Here is a 20,786-nt window from a genome sequence, read left to right as displayed (position 1 = left end):
GTCTTTGGTAACACGCGATTACGGTAACGGTTCGCGCCAGAAACGGCGTTGACTGCGCGCAACCATCGGTGGCAGAAACGCCCCCAGGCGCAGGCGTACGGCACCCTGCTCGGCGCTGTCGTAAACCCGGCTGCCCAGCACGTGGTAGCGCTCCAGGACCTGCGGATGGGGATGACCGAACGTATTGCTGCGCCCGCGGGAAATCAACACCGATGTGGGCGCCAACCGCTGCAGGAACGGCCAGGATGACGAACTGCGGCTGCCATGGTGCGGGGCTTGCAGCCAGTCGGTCTGGACCGCCAGCGAAGAGGCCAGAAAAGCCTGTTCGGCGGCGCGATCAATGTCACCGGTGAGCAGCAGGCGTTCTCCATTGGCCTCAACCTGCAACACACAAGACCTCGGATTGCCATCAAGCCCATCAGCCCACTGCCACAATTGAAATGACACACCCTCCCATTCCCATCGTTCGCCGCTGGTACAGGGTTGGGTGGCAAGAAAGTCTGGCAAACCTTCGGTTTCACCGCCCACTACACGCTTGACGGGCACCCCCCGAGCCACCGCCGCCGCACCCCCCGCGTGATCGGCATCGGCATGGCTGAGCAGCATCATGTCCAACTGGGCTACCCCGAGCTTTTTCAACGACGGCAACACGACGCGCGCGCCCAGGTCGACAGGCCCCGAGCGCGGCCCGGCATCGTAGAGCAACGTATGATGACGGGTGCGCAGGATCAGTGCCTGCCCCTGGCCGACGTCCAGTTGCACTACATCTACCTGCCCGTGGGGCACCCACTCCCTGGGCGCAAATACAGCCATCAACAGCATGGGCCAGCCCAGCACCCGGAACGGCAACCCCTTGGGCAGCAACAAAATCACCGCGCCAGCCAGGCTAACCAACCAATACCCCAAAGGTACCTCGGCGGGTACCCAGGCCGGCAATTGCGCGGCCAGCAACCCCAGGCCTTTAAACAATCCGTCCAGCGCACCGCCGGCCAGCCACAGCAACCCCTCCCCAGCCAGCGGCACCCACAGCAGCGCCGTGCCCAGCAGCGCCAAAGGCAGCACTACCAGGCTGATCCAAGGCACGGCAAGGAGATTGGCCACAGGTGCGCTGAGGCTGATGGGCAAACCCAGCACCAACAACACTGGAAACAAACCAATGGCAATCAGCCACTGGGGTCGGGTCCACACCTGCCAGGCGCTCCAAGGCCCCAGGCGCCCGCCGAACGCCAACAGCAACACCGCGACCGCCGCAAACGACAACCAGAACCCTACCTGCAGGCTGGCCAAGGGCTCCAGTACCAGCACGCCGTTCAGTGCCAGCAGCAACGGCCACCACACGCCCAAATGGCGGAAACGCAGACGCCACAGCAGCACCAGGCCAACCATCATGCAGGCCCGTTGCACCGGCACGCCGAACCCGGCCAGCAGCCCATAACCCAACGCCGCGCCAAATGCCAGACCGCACGCCCACGGCAGCCACGGCCAGGTTCGGGGCCAGCAACCATAACGCGCCAGCATCGCGACCAAGCCGTAGATCAACCCCGCCAGCAAGCCGATGTGCTGCCCGGAAATCACCAGCAGATGCACCGTGCCCGTGTCCTGCAACACCTGCCAATCCTCAGGCGCCAGGCCGGAACCGTCGCCCAATACCAGCGCCGCCAAGCCCGCCTCGCGGCCTTGGGCATCCACCGCCATCAGGCGCTGGCGCACAGCATCGCGCCAGGCATTGCGGGCCGGTGCAAGACGCTCTCCGTCTTTTACCGTTGCGGTGGCACCGATACGCTGGGCCAGCAGCCAGGCTTCGTGGTCGACCCCATGGAAATTGAGCAGGCCCGCAGGCCGCTTGAGTGTCAACGCCAAACGCCAGCGTTCGCCGCTGTTCACCACTGGCCCGCCGTGCCAGGACACGCGGATACGTTTGGGCAGCCGAACCTTGCGCGACCGGCCGTCGGCCAGTTCAAAGCGCACGCCCGTACCCGTCTGCTGAGGCAAGCCCACCACACGCCCCTCCACCCAGCGAGTCTGCCCGTCCAGGGCCGGCTGCAGCCGATCATCCAGCGCCCGCTGCGCGCTGAGACAGGCCCAACTCAAGCCCACCAGAAAGAACGCCACGGGATAGGACCGAAAAGGCAACAGCATCAAGGCCAGCACCAGCATTGCCAACAACCCGGCGCCAGGCGGCAACACCGGTAACCAACGCAACGCCAGCAACCCCAGCGCCAACGCCAACATCCCTGTCTTCATGGATCATCCTTTTCCAGTGATCCACTCAGTCTTAGCCGGCTGAACGACAGCGCCTATGATGTTTTGTCACAAAGTCTGAATTTTCTGTTTATAGAATCCGGGCATACTTGCCCCTCGAATTGACCTGGACCCCTTATGCCCCGGCGCTTATTCAAACGGTACATGCCCGATCCCAGCAGTATCAGGGAACACAAGTCATTACAGTTTCTTGGCACGCTGCTGCATGACCCCAACCTCTGGCACCTGAACCGGCACTCAGTGGCTCGCGCCATGGCGGTGGGTTTATTTGCGGCGTTTATCCCGATTCCATTGCAGATGTTGCTTGCCGCGGTCCTGGCGATTTCGGTGCGCGGCAATATGCCTATCGCCATCAGCCTGGTGTGGTTGACCAACCCCATCACCATGCCGGTGGTGTTCATCTGTACCTATATGACCGGCGCCTGGCTGATGAATGTGCCGCCACGCAGCTTGCCCGATAACCTTACGTGGGAATGGATCAGCGGCCAGTTGAGCACTCTTTGGCAGCCATTCCTGCTGGGTTCGGTGGTATTGGGGGTGGTATTGGGCGCCTTGGCTTATTGCCTGACCATGGCGTACTGGCGCTGGTGGGTGGCGCACCAGTGGAAAAAACGCAAACTGCGCCGGCGCTGAGCGCTAACGGGCCAGCAAACGCAAATGCACCCGCAGACCCCGCCCGGTATTTTCCGCCCATAAGCGGCCGCCCTGGCGCTGCACGGCGTTGCGGGCAATGCTCAGGCCCAGGCCGAAACCGCCATCGCCGGGCCGCGAGCCGTCCAGGCGGGTAAAGGGCGCGAAGATGCGCTCCAGATCATCCTCAGCAATCCCGGCCCCCTGATCCTGCAGCCAGATATGCCAATAGCCCCCCTCCCGACATCCGTCGAGTTGCACGCAGCCGTCGTGGGGCGAGTGGCGTATGGCGTTGCGCAGGATATTTTCCAAGGCCTGGGCCAGTGCATTGAGGTTGCCACGCACCCAACTGTCCGCGGGTAACAGGCACGGCAAGCGCGATGCGGACCAACCGCTTTCAAAACAAGCATTCTCGCGCAATATGTCCCACAAGGCCTGGAGCTGAATATCTTCCTGGGGCAACGGTGTAGTTTCGCTGTCGAGCCAGGCCAGTTGCAGGCTGTCTTCCACCAGGCGCTGCATGGCGTCGATTTCCCGACCCAGGCGCTCGCGCAGCTTGGCCAGGTCTTGCTCGCTGTCGCAGGCTACCCGCAGGCGGCTCAAGGGTGTGCGCAGTTCATGGGACATATCGCGCAGCAACTGCTGCTGCAAACGCACCGTGCCCTGCAAGCGTTCGGACATATGGTCAAAGGCGCGGCCCAGCTCGCCCAGTTCGTCCTGGCGGCTGGTGGCATCCAGGGACATCCGCGTATTGAGTTGGTCCGCACGCCAGGCATTGGCCTGCTCGCGCAATTGATTGAGGGGCATGATCAACAGCCGGTAAAGGCCGATGCATAGCAAGAGGGTAAACAGACCTGGGATCACACCATTGGTGACCACCCGCCAGAACAGTTGATAGCGCCCAGGCATAAAGCGCTGCGGCAGCTCGATCACCAGCGACCCCGCGCCAGGGTCGACCGGAAACGGTACTTTCATCCAGGGCAAACCAATGACATGCCGGCTGACCGGCCAGTCCAATCCACGCAAAAACGTCAGGCGCTGGCTTTCCTTGTCACTCAAGGGCGTGCTGCCCAGGGACTGCAGGTCGTTACCGATCACCCCTACCCAAGTGCTTTCGCGCTCGGCCATCCGCTGCAGCCAGGCATCTACGCCCGCGCTGCCTTGCGTGCTCCACGCCAGTTCGGCACCCGCGGCATAGCCATTGAGAATCTCCCGCGACTTGTCGGACAGATACGCGCTCTGCTGTTCCATATAGCGGCCCCACGACCAACTGAGCCAAATCATCAGCAAACAGAAGGCGATCAACAGGCAGGCCAGCTTCCAGAACAACGAGTGCTTGCCGGGCAGTCGCTCAAAGCCCTTCATCGTGACCGCTCAGCACGTAGCCCTTGCCCCATACGGTGCGTACTTCACGCTCGATGTAACCGATGGCCTTGAGCTTGCGGCGGATCTGGCTGACATGCATGTCGAGGCTGCGGTCATGGGGCGCATAACCGCGCTGCAACACCTGCTGATACAGGAAGGCTTTGCTGAGGACTTCTTCGGCGTTGCGGTGCAGGGTTTCCAGCAGGCGGTATTCGCTGCGCGTGAGCGCGGCCCACTGGTCCTGGCAGGACACATCGCAGCGTTCATCATCAAAGTGCAGCACCCGGGCATCTTCAAGTGCCGGGGCGCGCGTCGGCTCGGGCCGGCGATCCAGGGCAACGCGGCGCAGGATCGCTTCAATACGCACGCACAGTTCAACCATGCTGAACGGCTTGGGTAAATAGTCGTCCGCGCCCAGGCGAAAACCGCTGATACGGTCGGCTTCAGCGCCCAGGGCTGACATCAGGATCACGGGCATGGCGTGGCTCTGGCGCAAATGAGTGAGGATCGACAAACCGTCCAGCCCCGGCAGCAGAATATCCATCAGCACCAGGTCGAAGGCCTGGGCGCGGGCCAGTTGCAGGCCCTGCTGGCCGTTCTGGCACCAGGTCACCTGGAAACCACTGCGGCCCAGTTGCTCGTGCACGTAGGCGCCCAACACAGGGTCATCTTCGATGGTCAGGATACTGGGTAGGCCAACTGCTGCGGGAGTCATTAGCGTCTGCAAGTCATTCTCAATCACTGATTATTCAAGATTAAACGTTCACAGGCAATCGCCACCCGGCGCCGAATGGCCCGAAGATTGCCGCATGTCATTAATTTGCAAGATTCCAGGCCGCGCAAATGGCTACACTGCGCAGGTGGCGCTGGCCGGATGCCGGCGTGGATGATTGATAACAACGTGGTAGCAGGAGAGTGGCGTGCTTAGAAGAATGGGGATAAAAGGCCGCGTACTGTTGCTGACCTTATTACCGACCAGCCTGATGGCGCTGTTGTTGGGCGGCTATTTCACCTGGATGCAGCTGTCGGAGTTGCAGACCCAGCTACTGCAACGCGGCGAAATGATCGCCGAGCAATTGGCACCGCTGGTGGCCCCAGCCATGGGCCACAAGGACACCGACCTGCTGGAGCGTATCGCCACCCAGTCCCTGGAACAGCCGGATGTGCGCGCCGTGTCGTTCCTGGCGCCAGACCGCGCGTCCCTGGCCCATGCCGGCCCGACCATGCTCAACCAGCCACCCACCGGCAACAGCTCGCAACTGTTACAGCGTTCCGGCAACGACGCCACCCGCTATCTACTGCCGGTGTTTGGCCGCCATCGCAACCTGGCGGGCGAATTGATTCCCGATGAGGCCGACCGCCTGCTGGGTTGGGTGGAAGTCGAGCTGTCCCACAATGGCATGCTGTTGCGCGGCTATCGCAGCCTGTTCGCCAGCCTTCTGCTGATCGCCATCGGCCTGATGTGCACCGCCGCCCTCGCCCTGCGTATCAGCCGTACCATCAATTCGCCGATTGGCCAGATCAAGCAAGCGGTGGCGCAGCTCAAGGACGGCAACCTGGAAACACGCTTGCCACCCTTGGGCAGCCAGGAATTGGACCAACTCGCGTCTGGCATCAACCGCATGGCCGAAACCCTGCAAAATGCCCAGGAAGAGCTGCAACACAGCATCGACCAGGCCACCGAAGACGTGCGCCAGAACCTGGAAACCATCGAGATCCAGAACATCGAGCTGGACCTGGCACGCAAGGAAGCCCTGGAAGCCAGCCGTATCAAGTCGGAGTTCCTGGCCAACATGAGCCATGAGATCCGCACACCGCTCAACGGCATCCTCGGTTTTACTCACTTGCTGCAAAAAAGCGAATTATCACCGCGCCAGCTGGATTACCTGGGCACTATCGAAAAATCTGCGGATAACCTGCTGGGCATCATCAACGAAATCCTCGATTTCTCGAAGATTGAAGCCGGAAAACTGGTGCTCGACAGCGTGCCTTTCAACCTGCGCGACTTGCTGCAAGACACCTTGACCATCCTCGCCCCCGCCGCGCATGCCAAGCAGCTCGAACTGGTAAGCCTGGTGTACCGCGACACGCCCCTGGCGTTGGTGGGCGACCCGCTGCGGCTCAAGCAGATCCTGACCAACCTGATCAGCAATGCGATCAAGTTCACCCGCGAAGGCACCATTGTGGCCCGGGCAATGATCGAGGACGAGCAGGAAGACAGCGTGCAATTGCGCATCAGCGTGCAAGACACCGGCATTGGCCTGTCCAACCAGGATGTGCGCGCCCTGTTCCAGGCATTCAGCCAGGCCGACAATTCGCTGTCGCGCCAGCCCGGCGGTACCGGTTTGGGCCTGGTGATTTCCAAGCGGTTGATCGAGCAGATGGGCGGCGAAATCGGCGTCGACAGCACGCCGGGTGAAGGTTCGGAATTCTGGATCAGCCTGAACCTGCCCAAAACCCGTGACGACGTCGAAGACCTGCCCGCCGCGCCGCTATTGGGGCGTCGTGTGGCCGTGCTGGAAAACCACGAACTGGCGCGCCAGGCCCTGCAACATCAATTGGAAGACTGCGGCCTGGAAGTCACGCCGTTCAATACCCTGGAAAGCCTGACCAACGGCATCACCAGTGCCCACCAGACCGAACAGGCCATCAGCCTGGCGGTGCTCGGCGTCACCGCCAACGACATTCCGCCCGAACGCCTCAATCAACACCTGTGGGACCTGGAACACCTGGGCTGCAAGGTGCTGGTGCTGTGCCCGACCACAGAGCAGATGCTGTTCAACCAATCGGTGCCCAACCCCAACAGCCAACTGCAGGCCAAGCCCGCCTGTACGCGCAAGTTGCGCCGCTCCCTGGCCGACCTGATCAGCCCGCGCCCTTCGCGCAGCGAACCCGGTGAGCCGTTGTCCAGCCGTGCGCCACGGGTGCTGTGCGTGGACGACAACCCGGCCAACCTGTTGCTGGTGCAAACCCTGTTGGAAGACATGGGCGCCAAGGTGCAGGCGGTGGAAAGCGGTTACGCGGCGGTCGACGCCGTGAAGCAGGAAACGTTCGATTTGGTGCTGATGGACGTGCAAATGCCCGGCATGGATGGCCGCCAGAGCACCGAGGCGATCCGCCAGTGGGAAAGCGAACGCCACGGCACACCGCTGCCGGTGGTAGCCCTCACGGCTCACGCCATGGCCAACGAAAAACGCGCCCTGCTGCAAAGCGGTATGGACGACTACCTGACCAAACCCATCAGCGAGCGGCAATTGGCCCAGGTGGTATTGAAATGGACCGGCCTGGCGCTGCGTAACCAAGGCCCGGAGCGTACCCACGAAGGCGCGGCCCAGGGCGTGCAACTCTTGGTACTCGATCACGAAGAAGGCCTGCGCCTGGCCGCCAACAAGGCCGACCTGGCCGCTGATATGCTCGCCATGCTACTGGCCTCCCTGGAGGCTGATCGCCTGGCAATTACCCACGCCCGCGAAGCCAATGACAACCACGCCTTGATCGAGCGTGTGCACCGTTTGCACGGCGCCACCCGCTACTGTGGTGTTCCGCAATTACGAGCAGCCTGCCAACGCGCCGAAACCCTGCTCAAGCAGGATGACGCCAAGGCCACGGCCGCGCTGGACGAACTGGACATGGCGATTGCACGGCTGGCCAGTGAAGCCAGAGTGAGTGCCTGACCCTGTTTTCATGGGCAACGAATCAACAATGTGGGAGGGGGCTTGCCCCCGATAGCAGTGTGTCAGTAGACGAATCCATCGCTGATGTACCGCTATCGGGGGCAAGCCCCCTCCCACATTCAGTCAGCATTCCAATGTGTAAATTGCAGGGAGCCTTCTTAATGCGCGTCATTCTCTTCAGCAGCCAAACCTACGACCGCGAGAGTTTCCTCGGCGAACCGCTGCCGGCTGGCCTGGAACTGCAATTCCAACCCGCCCGCCTCAACCTCGATACCGTGGCCCTGGCCGAACACCACGAGGTGGTCTGCGCCTTTATCAACGACGACCTCAGCGCCCCCGTGCTGGAGCAACTGGCCAAGGGCGGCACACGCCTGATTGCCCTGCGCTCGGCGGGCTACAATCATGTCGACTTACCCGCCGCCCAGGGCCTGGGCCTGACCATCGTGCGCGTGCCCGCCTATTCGCCCCACGCGGTGGCCGAGCACGCCGTCGCCCTGATCCTGGCCCTCAACCGTCGCCTGCACCGTGCCTACAACCGTACCCGCGACGGTGATTTCAGCCTGCACGGGCTGACCGGCTTTGATCTGGTCGGCAAAACGGTCGGCGTGGTCGGCACCGGTCAGATCGGCGCGACCTTCGCCAGGATCATGGCCGGCTTCGGCTGCCAGTTGCTGGCCTACGATCCCTTCCCCAACCCACAGGTGCAGGACCTCGGGGCCCGCTACGTAAGCCTGCCTGAACTGTTGGCCGAGGCACAAATCATCAGCCTGCACTGCCCGCTGACCGCCGACAGCAAACACCTGATCAATGCCCGCTCGCTCGCGCAGATGCAAACCGGTGCGATGCTGATCAACACCGGGCGTGGTGGCCTGGTCGATACGCCGGCACTGATCGAAGCGCTCAAGCTGGGCCAGTTGGGCTATCTGGGGTTGGACGTCTACGAAGAAGAAGCCCAATTGTTTTTTGAGGACCGCTCGGACCTGCCCCTGCAGGATGACGTGCTTGCCCGCCTGCTGACCTTCCCCAACGTGATCATCACCGCGCACCAGGCCTTCCTCACCCGTGAAGCCCTGGCGGCGATTGCCGGCACCACATTGGCCAACATTGCCGCGTGGGCCGATGGCCGCGCCCAGAACCTGGTCGAGGGATGATCAGCGGTCACATACCAGGCTCATGATAGGCCGGCACCCGTGATAGGATGCCGCGCCTATTTGGAGGATCCATGGCCGAACACGATTTCCGCTTCAGCTTGCTGAGCCCGCAACACACCCTGATCGAATGCCGTGCCCTGGTGCCGGGCCGTTACCAGGTCACCGGCAACGGTGGTTCGATCAAACATGGCGACGTCCTGATCGTCAGCCTGCGCGGCAGTAAAACCCTGTCGATGCGACTCACCGTCGAAGGTGACGCACGCTACTCCATCCGCCCGGCGGGCCAGTGGGTCGCCATGGCCCAAGGGCCGAAGTTCGGCGAACTCGAGATCCACACCTGGAAGGTCAATTGCGACAGCTGCGACGCCGTGCTGGAGTTTGAATTCGCGGTAGAAACCAAGCTGACCAAGGCACCGCTGCAACCGGCCGCCAACGCGCGTATCAAAGAACTGGGCTGGGCCAGCGAAGGCGATAAGCACCGCTGCCCGAAATGCCAGCAGGCCGCGCAATGAAAGGCCGGCTGCTGCTCGCCGCAATCGGCCTGGGCCTGGCAGGCTGTGCCGCCGATGGCGCCAAGCTGGAGCGCGACCACAGCTACGTCGTGGAATGGATCGGTGAGCGGCCGCTGATGGACTACGCGCACCTTACCGTCACCCTGGGCGCCGATGGCCGCGCCTATGGCAATGGCGGCTGTAACCACTGGTTTGCGCCGTACACGGTCGAAGGCGACAAGCTCAGCTTCGGCCCGGTCGGCAGCACCCGGAAAATGTGCGCCGAGGCCCTGATGGAGCAAGAGCATCGCTTCTTCCAGGCCCTGCAAGGCGTGCAGCGCTGGGACATCTCGCCGCTCGAACAGACGCGGTTCTGGCCGGCCGAAGGCAAGCCGATCCGCCTGTGGCTCGAAGAAGGCTGACCTAGGCGCACTCTCCTGTATTAACGCGTTGTCCTCGGGCTCTGTGGGAGCTGGCTTGCCTGCGATGCGGACGACGCGGCGTATCAGGTACACCGCAGCGATGCCATCGCAGCATAGGTATCTACACAACTTTGTGGGTTGTAACAGCAGACGGTAACCACGATGCGAAGCGAGTCGCTCTTGATCTTGATCTGCTTTTAATCTTGATCTCAGGCGCCCCGTCAAACCACGCTGGCCGGAATTCGACAGGGATTTTGGGGGTAAACCGGCAGGGATGCCGGTTTAGCCGCCCCGCGCCATGGATGGCGCGTGGCGGCGGCCCCCCAAATCACTGGCGGATTACGGGCACACCGAGCCTAAGCGAGGTGCCGAGTGGTGGGGCAAGAGCGTTTTGCTTACTTTTGTCTGGGCCGGCATTCCGGCTTTTCAAAAGTGAGCCGCTGTCAGAGCGGAACCATCGGTGGCCGTTACCTAAATAATGGATATGTACTCGGTCAAATCCAATATCCCGGTCGGCTGGCAGGCCGCCTTCGCAGGCAAGCCAGCTCCCACATTTGGATCACCGTGCCTCAGTTAGATCAGCGTCGGCTGTCAAGCCGTCACGGGAGCAAGCTCCCTCGCCACAGGTCCAGCGTCACTCCAAAATTGTGTAGATACCCATGGCCATCGCAGGCAAGCCAGCTCCCATAGTTCTAGCCTTTCAGGGCCTTGAGCTTGGCCAACACCCCTTCCGCTGTCTGCTCACCCATCAACTGCTCACGCACCTTGCCCTTGTCGTCGATGATGTAGGTCACCGGCAAGGCCTCACTGCGCGGAATCTCGAAGATCCCGTCCGGGTTCTGGGCCAGTACCGTGAACTTGATCCCCAGCTTGTCGCTGGCGGCCTTCAGTTCCTCACCCTGCACATTGTCGAAGTTGACGCCGAACACCCCGACATTCTGGCCTTTCAACTGTTCTGCCAGGGCATTGAGCTCGGGGATTTCCGTGCGGCACGGGCCACACCATTCGGCCCAGTAGTTGACCACCAGCCACTGTTTGTCCAGGCGTTCGGCCGCCACTTTCTGGCCGTATTGGTCAACGCCGTAATCGTTACCGCAGCCGCTGAGCAGCAGGGTTGTGATGATCGCCAATGCACCGATCAGTCGCCTTGTCATGGGGTATTCCTTCGCAAAAATGAACGTTGGCTGCGGCCTATCGCCTCTTACGGTTTAAGGACAGGCGCCAGCGCAGGTAGAATACCCGCCACCTTACGCAAGATGCGACCCGCACATGACCGATCTGACGCTTTATCACAACCCGCGCTGCTCGAAATCCCGCGGTGCGCTGGAACTGCTGGAAGCCCGCGGCCTCACCCCGACCGTCGTGCGCTACCTGGAAACCCCGCTGGATGCCGCGCAAATCGAGGCCCTGCTGAAAAAACTGGGGATCAGCGCACGCCAACTGCTGCGCACCGGCGAAGACGAATACAAAACCCTGAACCTGGCCGACGCCAGCCTCAGCGACCCCCAACTGATCGCCGCCATCGCAGCCCATCCCAAGCTGATGGAACGCCCGATCCTGGAAACCGCCGACAAAGCCATCATTGGCCGCCCGCCCGAGAACGTGCTGGAGATCCTGCCGTGACTACGCCCTATGTGCTGGTGTTGTATTACAGCCGCAACGGCTCGGTGAGCGAGATGGCCCGACAGATTGCCCGCGGTATCGAGCAAGGCGGCATGGAAGCGCGGTTGCGCACCGTGCCGGCGATTTCCACCGAGTGCGAAGCGGTGGCGCCGAGCATTCCCGACGAGGGCGCGCTGTATGCCAGCCTGGACGACCTGAAGCACTGCTCGGGCCTGGCCCTGGGAAGCCCGACCCGGTTCGGCAACATGGCCGCGCCGCTAAAGTACTTCCTCGATGGCACCAGCAACCTGTGGCTCACCGGCGCTCTGGTCGGCAAGCCGGCCGGCGTGTTCACCTCCACCGCCAGCCTGCATGGCGGCCAGGAAACCACGCTGATGTCGATGCTGCTGCCGCTGCTGCACCACGGCATGCTGATCACCGGCCTGCCCTACAGCGAGCAGGCGCTGCTCGACACCCAGGGCGGCGGCACGCCGTATGGCGCCAGCCACCATTCCGGGCCAGACGGCAAGCGTATGCTCGATCAACATGAAATCACCTTGTGCCGGGCCTTGGGCCTGCGCCTGGCCAAGACCGCCACGCTGTTGGAGAACGGCCGTGGCCAGGAAGCCTAAGGTCCTGCCGCCACGGGAGTGGCTGGAGCCACGGGTCAAGGTGGCACGCGCGCTGAGCCTGCTGGCGTTCTTGGGCCTGGTGGGCTTGTTGTGCGTGTACTACCTGTTGGTCGCCGACCTGCATGGGGCGCGCCCGTGGGTCATCCTGCTGATCGAGCTGGTGCCGCTGCTGATACTTGCGCCAGGCATGCTGATGGGCAGCGCACGCGGGCATTCGTGGATGTGCTTTGCGGTGAACCTGTATTTCATCAAGGGCGCACTGGCGGCGTATGACCCGAACCGCCAGTGGTTTGGTGCGCTGGAGATGCTGGCGAGCCTGGCGGTGTTTTGCACGGCGTTGCTGTATGTGCGTTGGCGGCATCAATTGAACCGGCGGCTGGCCGATTGACTGATCGCTGATCGTTCCCACGCTCCGCGTGGGAATGCATCCTGTGACGCTCCGCGTCACCCTTGCACTAGGCCCGGGACGCAGAGCGTCCTGGGCAGCATTCCCACGCGGAGCGTGGGAACGATCAGTATCAATGGTTGACGGTATAGGCCAACATCATCGACAGCTGACACATCGGCCGCCCACTCTCGGCATGCCACTGGTTGAAGGCACCCTGTACTGTCGCCAAATCGCGCAGGCTGGTCGGCGCCTTGTCGACGATCTTCTGCGCATTCAACGCTGCCACCACGTCATCGCTCGGTACAAAGGTGTCCTTGCCGACCATGCGCAGGAAGCGAGGCGCCGACAGGCCGCCCAACTGGTGGCCGTGCTTGCTCAGGTACTTCCAGAGCCCGACGATATCGGTCACCGGCCAATCAGCGATAAACGCGCCGAAGCTGCCTTTCTCCTGCTCGATATCCAGGATCATCTGCGCGTTGCGCGGCACACTCTTGAGCTTGCCCAGGTGGCGGATGATGCGGGTGTCCTGCATCAGCCGTTCCAGGTGTTCGGCACCCATCAGCACGACTTTTTCCGGGTCGAAGCCAAAGAACACCTGCTCGAACGCCGGCCATTTGGCATCGACCACGCTGTGCTTCAAACCGGCGCGGAACACTCGCAGCGCCAAGGTCGACAGGTAACGGTCATCCGCTATCTTGCGCAATTGCGCCGGGGTCTTGGGCACCGGCAGATGGGCTTCCAGCTTGGCCGCCGAACCGAAGCGGTTCAGACAATATTCGTGCAGCCACTTGTAATCGCGCATGCCCTCTCCTGTCAGTCGAATTGAAAACGGCGCCCGCAAGCGCCGTGTACTAGAGCCTCGGGAAGACTCAGAGGTTCACTACATTGACGAAACGCGATGCGGCGGTCTCATCGATTTTCAAGCTGGTGAAGTCGAACAGGTTGCGGTCGGCCAATTGCGACGGGATCACGTTTTGCAGGCTGCGGAAGATACTTTCGGTACGCCCAGGGGTCTTGCGCTCCCAGTCCACCAGCATCTCCTTGACCACCTGGCGCTGCAGGTTTTCCTGGGAGCCGCACAGGTTGCACGGGATGATCGGGAATTGCTTGAAATCGGAGTAAGCCTGGATGTCCTTCTCGTTGCAATACGCCAGCGGGCGGATCACTACGTTGCGTCCGTCGTCGGCGCGCAGCTTGGGCGGCATGGCCTTGAGCGAGCCGTTGAAGAACATATTGAGGAAGAAGGTTTCGACGATGTCATCGCGGTGATGACCCAGGGCCATCTTGGTCGCGCCGATCTCATCGGCAAAGGTATAGAGCGTGCCACGGCGCAGGCGCGAGCACAGCGAGCAGGTGGTCTTGCCTTCCGGGATCAATTCCTTGACCACCGAGTAGGTGTCTTTCTCGACGATGTGATACTCGACGCCCAGTTCTTTCAGATAGGCCGGCAGCACATGCTCAGGGAAACCGGGTTGCTTCTGGTCCATGTTGACCGCCACGATCTCGAACTTGATTGGCGCGACCTTTTGCAGGTGCAGCAACACGTCGAGCATGGTGTAGCTGTCTTTGCCGCCGGAGAGGCAGACCATGACCTTGTCGCCATCCTCGATCATGTTGAAATCGGCGACCGCTTCACCGGCCAGGCGACGCAGGCGTTTTTGCAGTTTGTTCTGGTTGACTGTAAGAGTGCCCATGGCGCTTGGATCCGCAAAGGTGTGTGACGAAAAGCGCAGCATTTTACCGGTAAGACTGGCGCAGATCCAATGTGGAAGCTGGCTTGCCTGCGATAGCGGTGTGCCAGTCAACATCTCTGTTCCTGACAGGCCGCCATCGCAGGCAAGCCAGCTCCCACACTGGATCCCATGAACTCAGACAGACCACACCGCGATTAGCCCCCCTGTTTACAGCGCAATTTGCTCTAAAGGCCCTACGGTTATTCCGGTCATCCCTTTCTATACTGCGACTTGAGGTCGCACATCTATCCAGACCTTTCAGGCCATATGGCCCGTGGGCGCTCCGATGGGGGGCGATGGTAATAACGACAGGAGTGACTGGCATGATCCATCACGTCGTGGGGCTGTTTACCCATCCCGACCAGGAATGGCGGGAAATCCGTGGCGATAAAGAAGAAAGCATCAGCCACATGTACCTCACTCATACCCTGATTCTCGCGGCGATCCCCGCCATTTCAGCCTTTATTGGCACCACTCAAGTCGGCTGGGTCATCGGCAACCGTGCCCCGGTGATGCTGACCCAGGAAAGCGCGCTGTGGATGACTCTCATGTCCTACGCGGCCATGCTGTGCGGCGTGGCGGTGATGGGCGCGTTCATTCACTGGATGGCCCGCACCTACGACGCCAGCCCAAGCATGGCCCGCTGCGTGGCATTTGCCACTTACACCGCCACACCCTTGTTTATCGGCGGGCTGGCGGCGCTCTACCCGCATATGTGGCTGGGCATGGTCGTGGGCACGGCGGCGATCTGCTACACGGTGTACCTGCTGTATGTGGGGCTGCCGACCTTCATGAGTATCGACCCGGATGAAGGCTTCCTGTTTTCCAGCTCGGTATTGGCCGTCGGCCTGGTGGTGCTGGTAGCGATCATGGCCTTTACCGTGATCGTCTGGGGCCTGGGCGTCGGGCCGATCTACACCAGTTGAACGAAAAACCCCGCAGGCAAGGCCACCGCAAGGTGGCTTTGTGCGTTATGCATGACCATTCGGCGCCTGACAGATTCGGAAACACCCAGCTTTGCGGCATACTGGGCGTCTCTGGAGATATGTACAGCATGCCCGAGCAACTCAATACCCGCGTCGAAGATTGTTTCCTGCAAGCCGAATCCTTTTTCAAACGAAGCTTCAAACGCCCCCAGGTCAGCCTCAAGCTGCGGGGCCAGAAAGCCGGTGTCGCGCATTTGCACGAGAACCTGCTGCGCTTCAACCCTCAGTTGTACCGTGAAAACAGCCAACACTTTCTCAAGCAGACCGTGGCCCACGAAGTGGCACACCTGATTGCCCACCAATTGTTTGGCGAGCGTATCCAGCCCCATGGCGAGGAATGGCAGCTGATCATGCGCGGGGTTTACGAACTGCCGCCCGACCGTTGCCATACCTACGAGGTCAAGCGCCGACAGGTGACTCGCTATATTTACCGCTGCCCGTGTGCGGACAGTGATTTTCCGTTCTCCCCGCAGCGCCATGGGCTGGTGAACCAGGGGCGGCGGTATTTGTGTCGGCGGTGTCGGCAGACGTTGGTGTTCACCGGGGAAACTCGGGTGGAATGAGGGCCTCTTCGCAGGCAAGCCAGCTCCCACATTTGGATCTGTGAACACAATCAAAATGTGGGAACTGGCTTGCCTGCGAAAGCGTCGGCTCAGTCAACCTACAACCTTGGCCTGCCGCAATTGCTCTATCCGCTCAATACCGAACCCCAACTCCGCCAGCACCTCATCACTGTGCGCCCCCACCGCCACTCCAATATGCCTGGGCGCCGGCAACCCCTCGGAGAATTTCAGCGGGCAGGCCAATTGCGCTTGTGTCGAGCCATCACCCCGGGGCACTTGGCTGACCAGCTCCCGCGCCTTCAACTGGGGATGCTCCACCGCTTCGCTCAAACTCAACACTGGCTCGACACAGGCATCCACCCCGGCAAACAACTCACACAACTGGTCAAAACTGCGCTTCTCGAACTCCACCTGCAACGCCTGCTTGAGCACGCCCTGCCGTTCGGGCGTCACACTGTATGCCGCCAGCTCCGGGCGTCCCAAGGCCGCGCACAGCTGCTGCATAAACCCCGGTTCCAAACTGCCCACCGACATCCAGCGCCCATCGCGCGTGCGGTAATAGTCATAGAAACTCCCGCCATTGAGCACATGGTTCTCCCACCCAGGCTCGACCCCGCAAGCCAGATAACCGGCCCCAGCCATGGCGTTCAGGCTGAACGAGCAATCGGTCATGCTCACATCCAGGTATTGCCCCACCCCGCTCTGCTGCCTGGCAATCACCGCCGCCAGCAAGCCCACCACGGCATGCAGTGAACCGCCCGCCACATCCGCCAGCTGTACGCCCAGGGGCAACGGGCCGGTGTCCTGGCGCCCGGTATGGCTGGCGACGCCGGCCAACGCCAGGTAGTTGATATCGTGCCCGGCGCGGTCCTTATAGGGGCCGGTCTGGCCGTAGCCGGTGATCGACACATAGATCAGCCGCGGGTTGATCGCCTTCAGCGCCTCATAGCCCAGGCCCAGGCGCGCCATGACACCGGGGCGGAACTGCTCGAGCAGGATGTCATGGCCCTTGACCAACTCACGCACAATCTCCAGCGCCTCGGCCTGCTTGAGGTCCAGGGCCAGGCTACGCTTGTTGCGATTGAGGTAGGCGTGGCTGGCCGAGGTGCCACGATCATGGGGCGGCAACACACGCAACAGGTCCATCCGCGTGGGCGATTCGATACGCAGCACCTCGGCGCCCATGTCCGCCAGCATCAGGGAGGCAAACGGGCCGGGCAGCAAGGTGGAAAAATCCAGCACTTTAAGGGACGCCAAGGGACCTGACATGGGGACTCCAGTTGGGTTGCGAATACCCACAGACTAGGCAGCCTGGCGCCTGCCGGCAATCGTCAGAACGATCAACCACAGTGACCGTTTTGATCACGGCGGGCTTTTTCGCGGCGGCGGCTTTATCATTGGCCGACGTTTGTTGGCAGAGTCTTCCATGAAGTTCGCGATTGCACTGTATAGCGCCGCCCACGCGCCCTCCTCGCGCCGCGCCCTGTTGTTCGCACAGGCGGCGTTGGCCGGCGGGCATGAGATTGTGCGGATGTTTTTTTATCAGGATGGCGTGTACAGCGCGTCCAGTAACGTCGTTGCGCCCCAGGACGAGCCAGACATTGCGCGCCAATGGCGCGAGTTCGTCAGCCAGCACCAGCTCGACGGTGTGGTGTGCATCGCCGCCGCCTTGCGCCGTGGTGTGCTGAATGCCGAAGAGGCTACGCGCTATCAACGCAGCGCCGTGAATCTGGAGGCACCCTGGGCGTTATCGGGCCTTGGGCAGTTGCATGACGCGATCCAGGACGCCGACCGCCTGATCTGTTTTGGAGGGCCGTGACATGCCCAGATCCTTGTTGGTGATCAGCCGCCAGGCCCCGTGGTCCGGGCCGAGTGCGCGGGAAGCACTGGATATCGTGCTGGCCGGTGGCGCGTTCGATCTGCCCATTGGCCTGTTGTTCCTGGATGACGGTGTGTTCCAACTGGCGCCGAACCAAGCGGCCAAGGCCGTGCAACAGAAAGACCTGAGTGCCAACCTGCAGGCCCTGGGCCTGTTCGGCATTGATGACGTGTTCGCGTGCAGCCATAGTCTTTCCGCACGCGGGTTGCCGCCACCCGCCAACGCACAGGTGCTCGACAGCCAAGCCATTTCCCAACTGATTGACCGTTACGACCAGGTGATTACCCTCTGATGTCGACTCTACATGTGGTGTCTCATTCCCCGTTTACCGACAGCCGCCTCGATAGCTGCCTGCGCATCTGTGGCGCCGAGGACGCAATCCTGCTGTGCGGCGACGGAGCCTACGGCCTGCACACGCCCGCCCTGCAAACCAAAGGCGTAAAGGTGTTTGTGCTGGCCGAAGACATGCAGGCGCGCAACCTGCCGCTGCCCGACTGGGCTGACAGCGTCGATTACCCAGGCTTCGTGCAACTGTCGATCGACTACGACAAGGTCAACACCTGGCTATGAACACCTTGACCGTCGGCGCACACACCCTGGAACTGGATAAGGACGGCTATCTCGTCGACCTCAACGACTGGTCCGATGAAGTGGCGAATGCCCTGGCCGCTGCCGAAGCCTTGGAGCTGACCCCGGCACACTGGGAAATCCTCACCCTGCTGCGCCAGTTCTACACCGAGTTCCAGCTGTCCCCCGCCACGCGCCCGCTGATCAAGTACACCACCTTGAAGCTGGGCCCGGAAAAGGGCAACAGCCTGCACCTCAACAAACTGTTCAACGGCACTCCCGCCAAACTCGCCGCCAAGCTGGCGGGCCTGCCCAGGCCGACGAATTGCTTATGACCGACTTTGCCCCCCTGACTCTCGTAACGCCCCAAGAGCATCCCTTTGCGCAGTTCGTGCGCATCCTCGGCAAAGGCAAGCGTGGCGCGCGCAACCTCACCCGCGAGGAAGCGCGGGAAGCCATGGGCATGCTGCTCGACGAAAAAGTCGAGGACACCCAGCTCGGCGCCTTCCTGATGCTGCTGCGCCACAAGGAAGAAAGCCCGGAAGAACTCGCCGGTTTCACCGAAGCCGTACGTGAGCGCCTGCACGCGCCAGCGCTGAACGTCGATATCGACTGGCCCACCTACGCCGGTAAAAAGCGCCACCTGCCGTGGTTCCTGCTGGCAGCCAAATGCCTGGCACAGAACGGCGTGCGCATCCTGATGCACGGCGGCGGCGCCCACACTGCGGGGCGGTTGTACACCGAGCAATTGCTGGACAGCTTGCAGATCCCGCTGTGCCGCGATTGGCAACAGGTCGAAAGCGCCTTTGCCCACGGCAACCTGGCGTTTATCCCGCTGGGTGATTGGGCGCCACAGCTGCAACGCATGATTGACCTGCGCAACACTCTGGGCCTGCGTTCGCCTATCCACTCTCTGGCGCGCCTGCTCAACCCGCTGAATGCGCGCTGTGGCCTGCAAAGCATTTTCCACCCCGGTTACCAGGGCGTGCATCGCGATGCCAGTGGCTTGCTGGGTGACAACGTGATTGTGGTCAAGGGCGACGGCGGCGAGATCGAAATCAACCCCGACACCGTCAGTCATCTTTATGGCACCACTGGCGGCCAGAGCTGGGACGAAGAGTGGCCCGCCCTTTCCGTCCAGCGCCACGTCAAGCCGGCAACGCTTGAGCCCGAGCACCTAAAAGCACTGTGGCGCGGCGACGTTGAGGACAGCTACCCGCAACTGGCGTTGATCGCCACCATGGCGTTAGCCCTGCGCGGCCTTGGTCACCCGCGGCAGCAGGCGTTCGAGTTGGCCCAGGAGTACTGGGACGCACGGGATAAATCGATTTAATCGATCATTCACGCCGGTTTTTTGCGCTTTTAGTTCGAACTCATCCCTTTAGACTGGGCTCCAACGCTTATCAGCCAAGGGAGCCAGTCATGGGTTTATTGATCGAAGGACAGTGGAAAGACCAGTGGTACGAAAGTAGCGCAGACGGCGCTTTTCAACGGGAACAGGCACAACGCCGCCACTGGGTGACCGCCGATGGCGCGCCCGGCCCGAGTGGCGAAGGCGGCTTCAAGGCTGAGGCCGGTCGCTACCACCTCTACGTGTCCCTGGCCTGCCCCTGGGCGCACCGCACCCTGATCCTGCGCAAGCTCAAAGGTCTGGAAAGCCTGATCGATGTCTCAGTGGTCAGTTGGTTGATGCTGGAAAACGGCTGGACCTTCGACAAGGCTCACGGCTCCAGCGGTGACAAGCTGGACGGTTTGGACTTCATGCACCAGCGCTACACCGCCGATACTGCCGACTACACCGGCCGCGTCACCGTACCGGTGCTGTGGGACAAGAAACTCAAGCGCATCGTCAGTAATGAATCGGCGGAAATCATCCGCATGTTCAACAGCGCGTTCAATGAGCTGACCGGCAATACCCTGGATTTCTACCCCCAAGCCCTGCATTCGACCATCGACAGCCTCAACGAACGCATCTACCCCGCTGTGAACAACGGCGTGTACCGCGCAGGCTTCGCCACCTCACAACAGGCGTATGAAAGTGCGTTTGATGATGTGTTTGCCGAGCTGGATCATTTGGAGCAGCACCTGGGCAGCCATCGCTATCTGGTCGGCGAGTACCTGACCGAAGCCGATGTGCGGCTGTTCACTACGCTGATTCGTTTTGATGCGGTGTACTACAGCCACTTCAAATGCAACCTGCGGCGGATTGCCGATTACTCGAATTTGTCGAACTGGCTGCGGGAGATATATCAGTGGCCAGGCGTGGCCGAGACGGTGGATTTCGAGCATATCAAGGGGCATTACTATGCCAGCCATCGCACGATCAACCCGACGGGGATTGTGCCGAAGGGGCCGTTGCAGGGGTTTGATAGCGAGCATGATCGCCATACATTGCCCGGCAAAGGTGTATGGAGCTGACATAAACCGCCTGTAGGAGCGAG

At 61.6% G+C, this 20,786-nt stretch carries 23 protein-coding genes; 16 read left to right on the top strand and 7 right to left on the bottom strand.

What is annotated here, in order from left to right:
- Positions 1–18: 18 nt before the first annotated feature.
- A complete protein-coding gene (locus JFT58_RS13000; protein WP_229999415.1) occupies positions 19–2,244 on the bottom strand; it encodes a DNA internalization-related competence protein ComEC/Rec2 in 2,226 nt (741 codons plus the stop codon).
- Positions 2,245–2,379: 135 nt separating this feature from the next.
- Between JFT58_RS13000 and JFT58_RS12995 the strand changes: the two genes are divergently transcribed.
- Complete coding sequence (locus tag JFT58_RS12995) at positions 2,380–2,895, top strand: DUF2062 domain-containing protein (protein WP_003192045.1); 516 nt, start codon at positions 2,380–2,382, stop codon at positions 2,893–2,895.
- A 3-nt stretch (positions 2,896–2,898) separates the two neighbouring features.
- On the opposite strand, the gene JFT58_RS12990 is transcribed toward JFT58_RS12995, so the two are convergent.
- Positions 2,899–4,257 carry a sensor histidine kinase gene (locus JFT58_RS12990; protein WP_054898282.1) on the bottom strand — a complete coding sequence of 453 codons (1,359 nt, stop codon included), beginning with the start codon at positions 4,255–4,257 and terminating at the stop codon, positions 2,899–2,901.
- A complete protein-coding gene (locus JFT58_RS12985; protein ID WP_034127860.1) occupies positions 4,244–4,972 on the bottom strand; it encodes a response regulator transcription factor in 729 nt (242 codons plus the stop codon). The genes JFT58_RS12990 and JFT58_RS12985 overlap by 14 nt, the downstream gene beginning before the upstream one ends.
- A gap of 205 nt (positions 4,973–5,177) precedes the next feature.
- Between JFT58_RS12985 and JFT58_RS12980 the strand changes: the two genes are divergently transcribed.
- From JFT58_RS12980 to JFT58_RS12965, 4 genes are all read left to right on the top strand, one after another.
- Positions 5,178–7,931, top strand: coding sequence for a response regulator (locus JFT58_RS12980; RefSeq protein ID WP_054898283.1), 2,754 nt, complete (start codon positions 5,178–5,180; stop codon positions 7,929–7,931).
- Positions 7,932–8,092: 161 nt separating this feature from the next.
- On the top strand, positions 8,093–9,082 hold the full coding sequence (locus JFT58_RS12975; protein ID WP_054898284.1) for a 2-hydroxyacid dehydrogenase: 990 nt from the start codon (positions 8,093–8,095) through the stop codon (positions 9,080–9,082).
- A gap of 71 nt (positions 9,083–9,153) precedes the next feature.
- The gene (locus tag JFT58_RS12970) at positions 9,154–9,594 is read left to right on the top strand and encodes a hypothetical protein (RefSeq protein WP_003192054.1); all 441 of its coding nucleotides are present in this window, start codon (positions 9,154–9,156) and stop codon (positions 9,592–9,594) included.
- Positions 9,591–9,995 carry an META domain-containing protein gene (locus tag JFT58_RS12965; RefSeq protein WP_054898286.1) on the top strand — a complete coding sequence of 135 codons (405 nt, stop codon included), beginning with the start codon at positions 9,591–9,593 and terminating at the stop codon, positions 9,993–9,995. The genes JFT58_RS12970 and JFT58_RS12965 overlap by 4 nt, the downstream gene beginning before the upstream one ends.
- 692 nt (positions 9,996–10,687) lie before the next feature.
- On the opposite strand, the gene JFT58_RS12960 is transcribed toward JFT58_RS12965, so the two are convergent.
- Positions 10,688–11,149, bottom strand: a complete 462-nt coding sequence (locus JFT58_RS12960; RefSeq protein WP_003192057.1) for a TlpA disulfide reductase family protein — start codon at positions 11,147–11,149, stop codon at positions 10,688–10,690.
- Positions 11,150–11,264: 115 nt separating this feature from the next.
- Here JFT58_RS12960 and arsC point away from each other — a divergent pair, with 115 nt between their 5' ends.
- From arsC to JFT58_RS12945, 3 genes are read left to right on the top strand one after another with little or no spacing between them, the layout of a single operon-like run.
- Complete coding sequence (arsC, locus tag JFT58_RS12955) at positions 11,265–11,618, top strand: arsenate reductase (glutaredoxin) (RefSeq protein ID WP_054898287.1); 354 nt, start codon at positions 11,265–11,267, stop codon at positions 11,616–11,618.
- Positions 11,615–12,229, top strand: coding sequence for an NAD(P)H:quinone oxidoreductase (wrbA, locus tag JFT58_RS12950; protein ID WP_014718885.1), 615 nt, complete (start codon positions 11,615–11,617; stop codon positions 12,227–12,229). The genes arsC and wrbA overlap by 4 nt, the downstream gene beginning before the upstream one ends.
- On the top strand, positions 12,213–12,617 hold the full coding sequence (locus JFT58_RS12945; protein WP_054898288.1) for a DUF2069 domain-containing protein: 405 nt from the start codon (positions 12,213–12,215) through the stop codon (positions 12,615–12,617). The genes wrbA and JFT58_RS12945 overlap by 17 nt, the downstream gene beginning before the upstream one ends.
- 130 nt (positions 12,618–12,747) lie before the next feature.
- Here JFT58_RS12945 and JFT58_RS12940 read toward each other — a convergent pair whose 3' ends face one another.
- Together JFT58_RS12940 and ttcA are read right to left on the bottom strand one after the other, a co-directional pair.
- Positions 12,748–13,419 (bottom strand): DNA-3-methyladenine glycosylase I, encoded by a 672-nt coding sequence (locus JFT58_RS12940; RefSeq protein ID WP_054898289.1) that lies wholly within the window; start codon positions 13,417–13,419, stop codon positions 12,748–12,750.
- Positions 13,420–13,486: 67 nt separating this feature from the next.
- Entirely contained in the window at positions 13,487–14,311 is an 825-nt protein-coding gene (gene ttcA / locus JFT58_RS12935; protein ID WP_014718888.1) for a tRNA 2-thiocytidine(32) synthetase TtcA, read from the bottom strand.
- A 362-nt stretch (positions 14,312–14,673) separates the two neighbouring features.
- Here ttcA and JFT58_RS12930 point away from each other — a divergent pair, with 362 nt between their 5' ends.
- Both JFT58_RS12930 and JFT58_RS12925 read left to right on the top strand, forming a co-directional pair.
- Positions 14,674–15,276, top strand: a complete 603-nt coding sequence (locus tag JFT58_RS12930) for a Yip1 family protein (protein ID WP_014718889.1) — start codon at positions 14,674–14,676, stop codon at positions 15,274–15,276.
- A 128-nt stretch (positions 15,277–15,404) separates the two neighbouring features.
- Positions 15,405–15,899, top strand: a complete 495-nt coding sequence (locus JFT58_RS12925) for a SprT family zinc-dependent metalloprotease (protein WP_003192067.1) — start codon at positions 15,405–15,407, stop codon at positions 15,897–15,899.
- A gap of 93 nt (positions 15,900–15,992) precedes the next feature.
- On the opposite strand, the gene JFT58_RS12920 is transcribed toward JFT58_RS12925, so the two are convergent.
- A complete protein-coding gene (locus JFT58_RS12920; protein ID WP_054898290.1) occupies positions 15,993–17,168 on the bottom strand; it encodes a CaiB/BaiF CoA transferase family protein in 1,176 nt (391 codons plus the stop codon).
- A 157-nt stretch (positions 17,169–17,325) separates the two neighbouring features.
- On the opposite strand from JFT58_RS12920, the gene tusD reads away from it, so the two are divergent.
- From tusD to JFT58_RS12890, 6 genes are all read left to right on the top strand, one after another.
- A complete protein-coding gene (tusD, locus tag JFT58_RS12915; RefSeq protein ID WP_054898291.1) occupies positions 17,326–17,718 on the top strand; it encodes a sulfurtransferase complex subunit TusD in 393 nt (130 codons plus the stop codon).
- Between the two features lies 1 nt (position 17,719).
- Positions 17,720–18,070, top strand: coding sequence for a sulfurtransferase complex subunit TusC (gene tusC, locus JFT58_RS12910; protein ID WP_054898292.1), 351 nt, complete (start codon positions 17,720–17,722; stop codon positions 18,068–18,070).
- Positions 18,070–18,348 (top strand): sulfurtransferase complex subunit TusB, encoded by a 279-nt coding sequence (gene tusB, locus JFT58_RS12905; protein WP_054898293.1) that lies wholly within the window; start codon positions 18,070–18,072, stop codon positions 18,346–18,348. The genes tusC and tusB overlap by 1 nt, the downstream gene beginning before the upstream one ends.
- Positions 18,345–18,680: a TusE/DsrC/DsvC family sulfur relay protein gene (locus tag JFT58_RS12900; protein WP_054898294.1), complete on the top strand. Its 336-nt coding sequence runs from the start codon at positions 18,345–18,347 to the stop codon at positions 18,678–18,680. Before tusB ends, JFT58_RS12900 begins: the two co-directional genes overlap by 4 nt.
- Positions 18,677–19,678 carry a glycosyl transferase family protein gene (locus JFT58_RS12895; protein WP_034127873.1) on the top strand — a complete coding sequence of 334 codons (1,002 nt, stop codon included), beginning with the start codon at positions 18,677–18,679 and terminating at the stop codon, positions 19,676–19,678. Before JFT58_RS12900 ends, JFT58_RS12895 begins: the two co-directional genes overlap by 4 nt.
- 89 nt (positions 19,679–19,767) lie before the next feature.
- A complete protein-coding gene (locus JFT58_RS12890; protein WP_054898295.1) occupies positions 19,768–20,763 on the top strand; it encodes a glutathione S-transferase family protein in 996 nt (331 codons plus the stop codon).
- Positions 20,764–20,786: the final 23 nt, after the last annotated feature.

The organism is Pseudomonas sp. MF6767, assembly GCF_016405475.1.
In the GTDB taxonomy this organism is placed as follows: domain Bacteria; phylum Pseudomonadota; class Gammaproteobacteria; order Pseudomonadales; family Pseudomonadaceae; genus Aquipseudomonas; species Aquipseudomonas paracarnis.
Note: the sequence above shows the minus strand (reverse complement) of the source record. Positions and strands in the feature narration are given on the sequence as shown.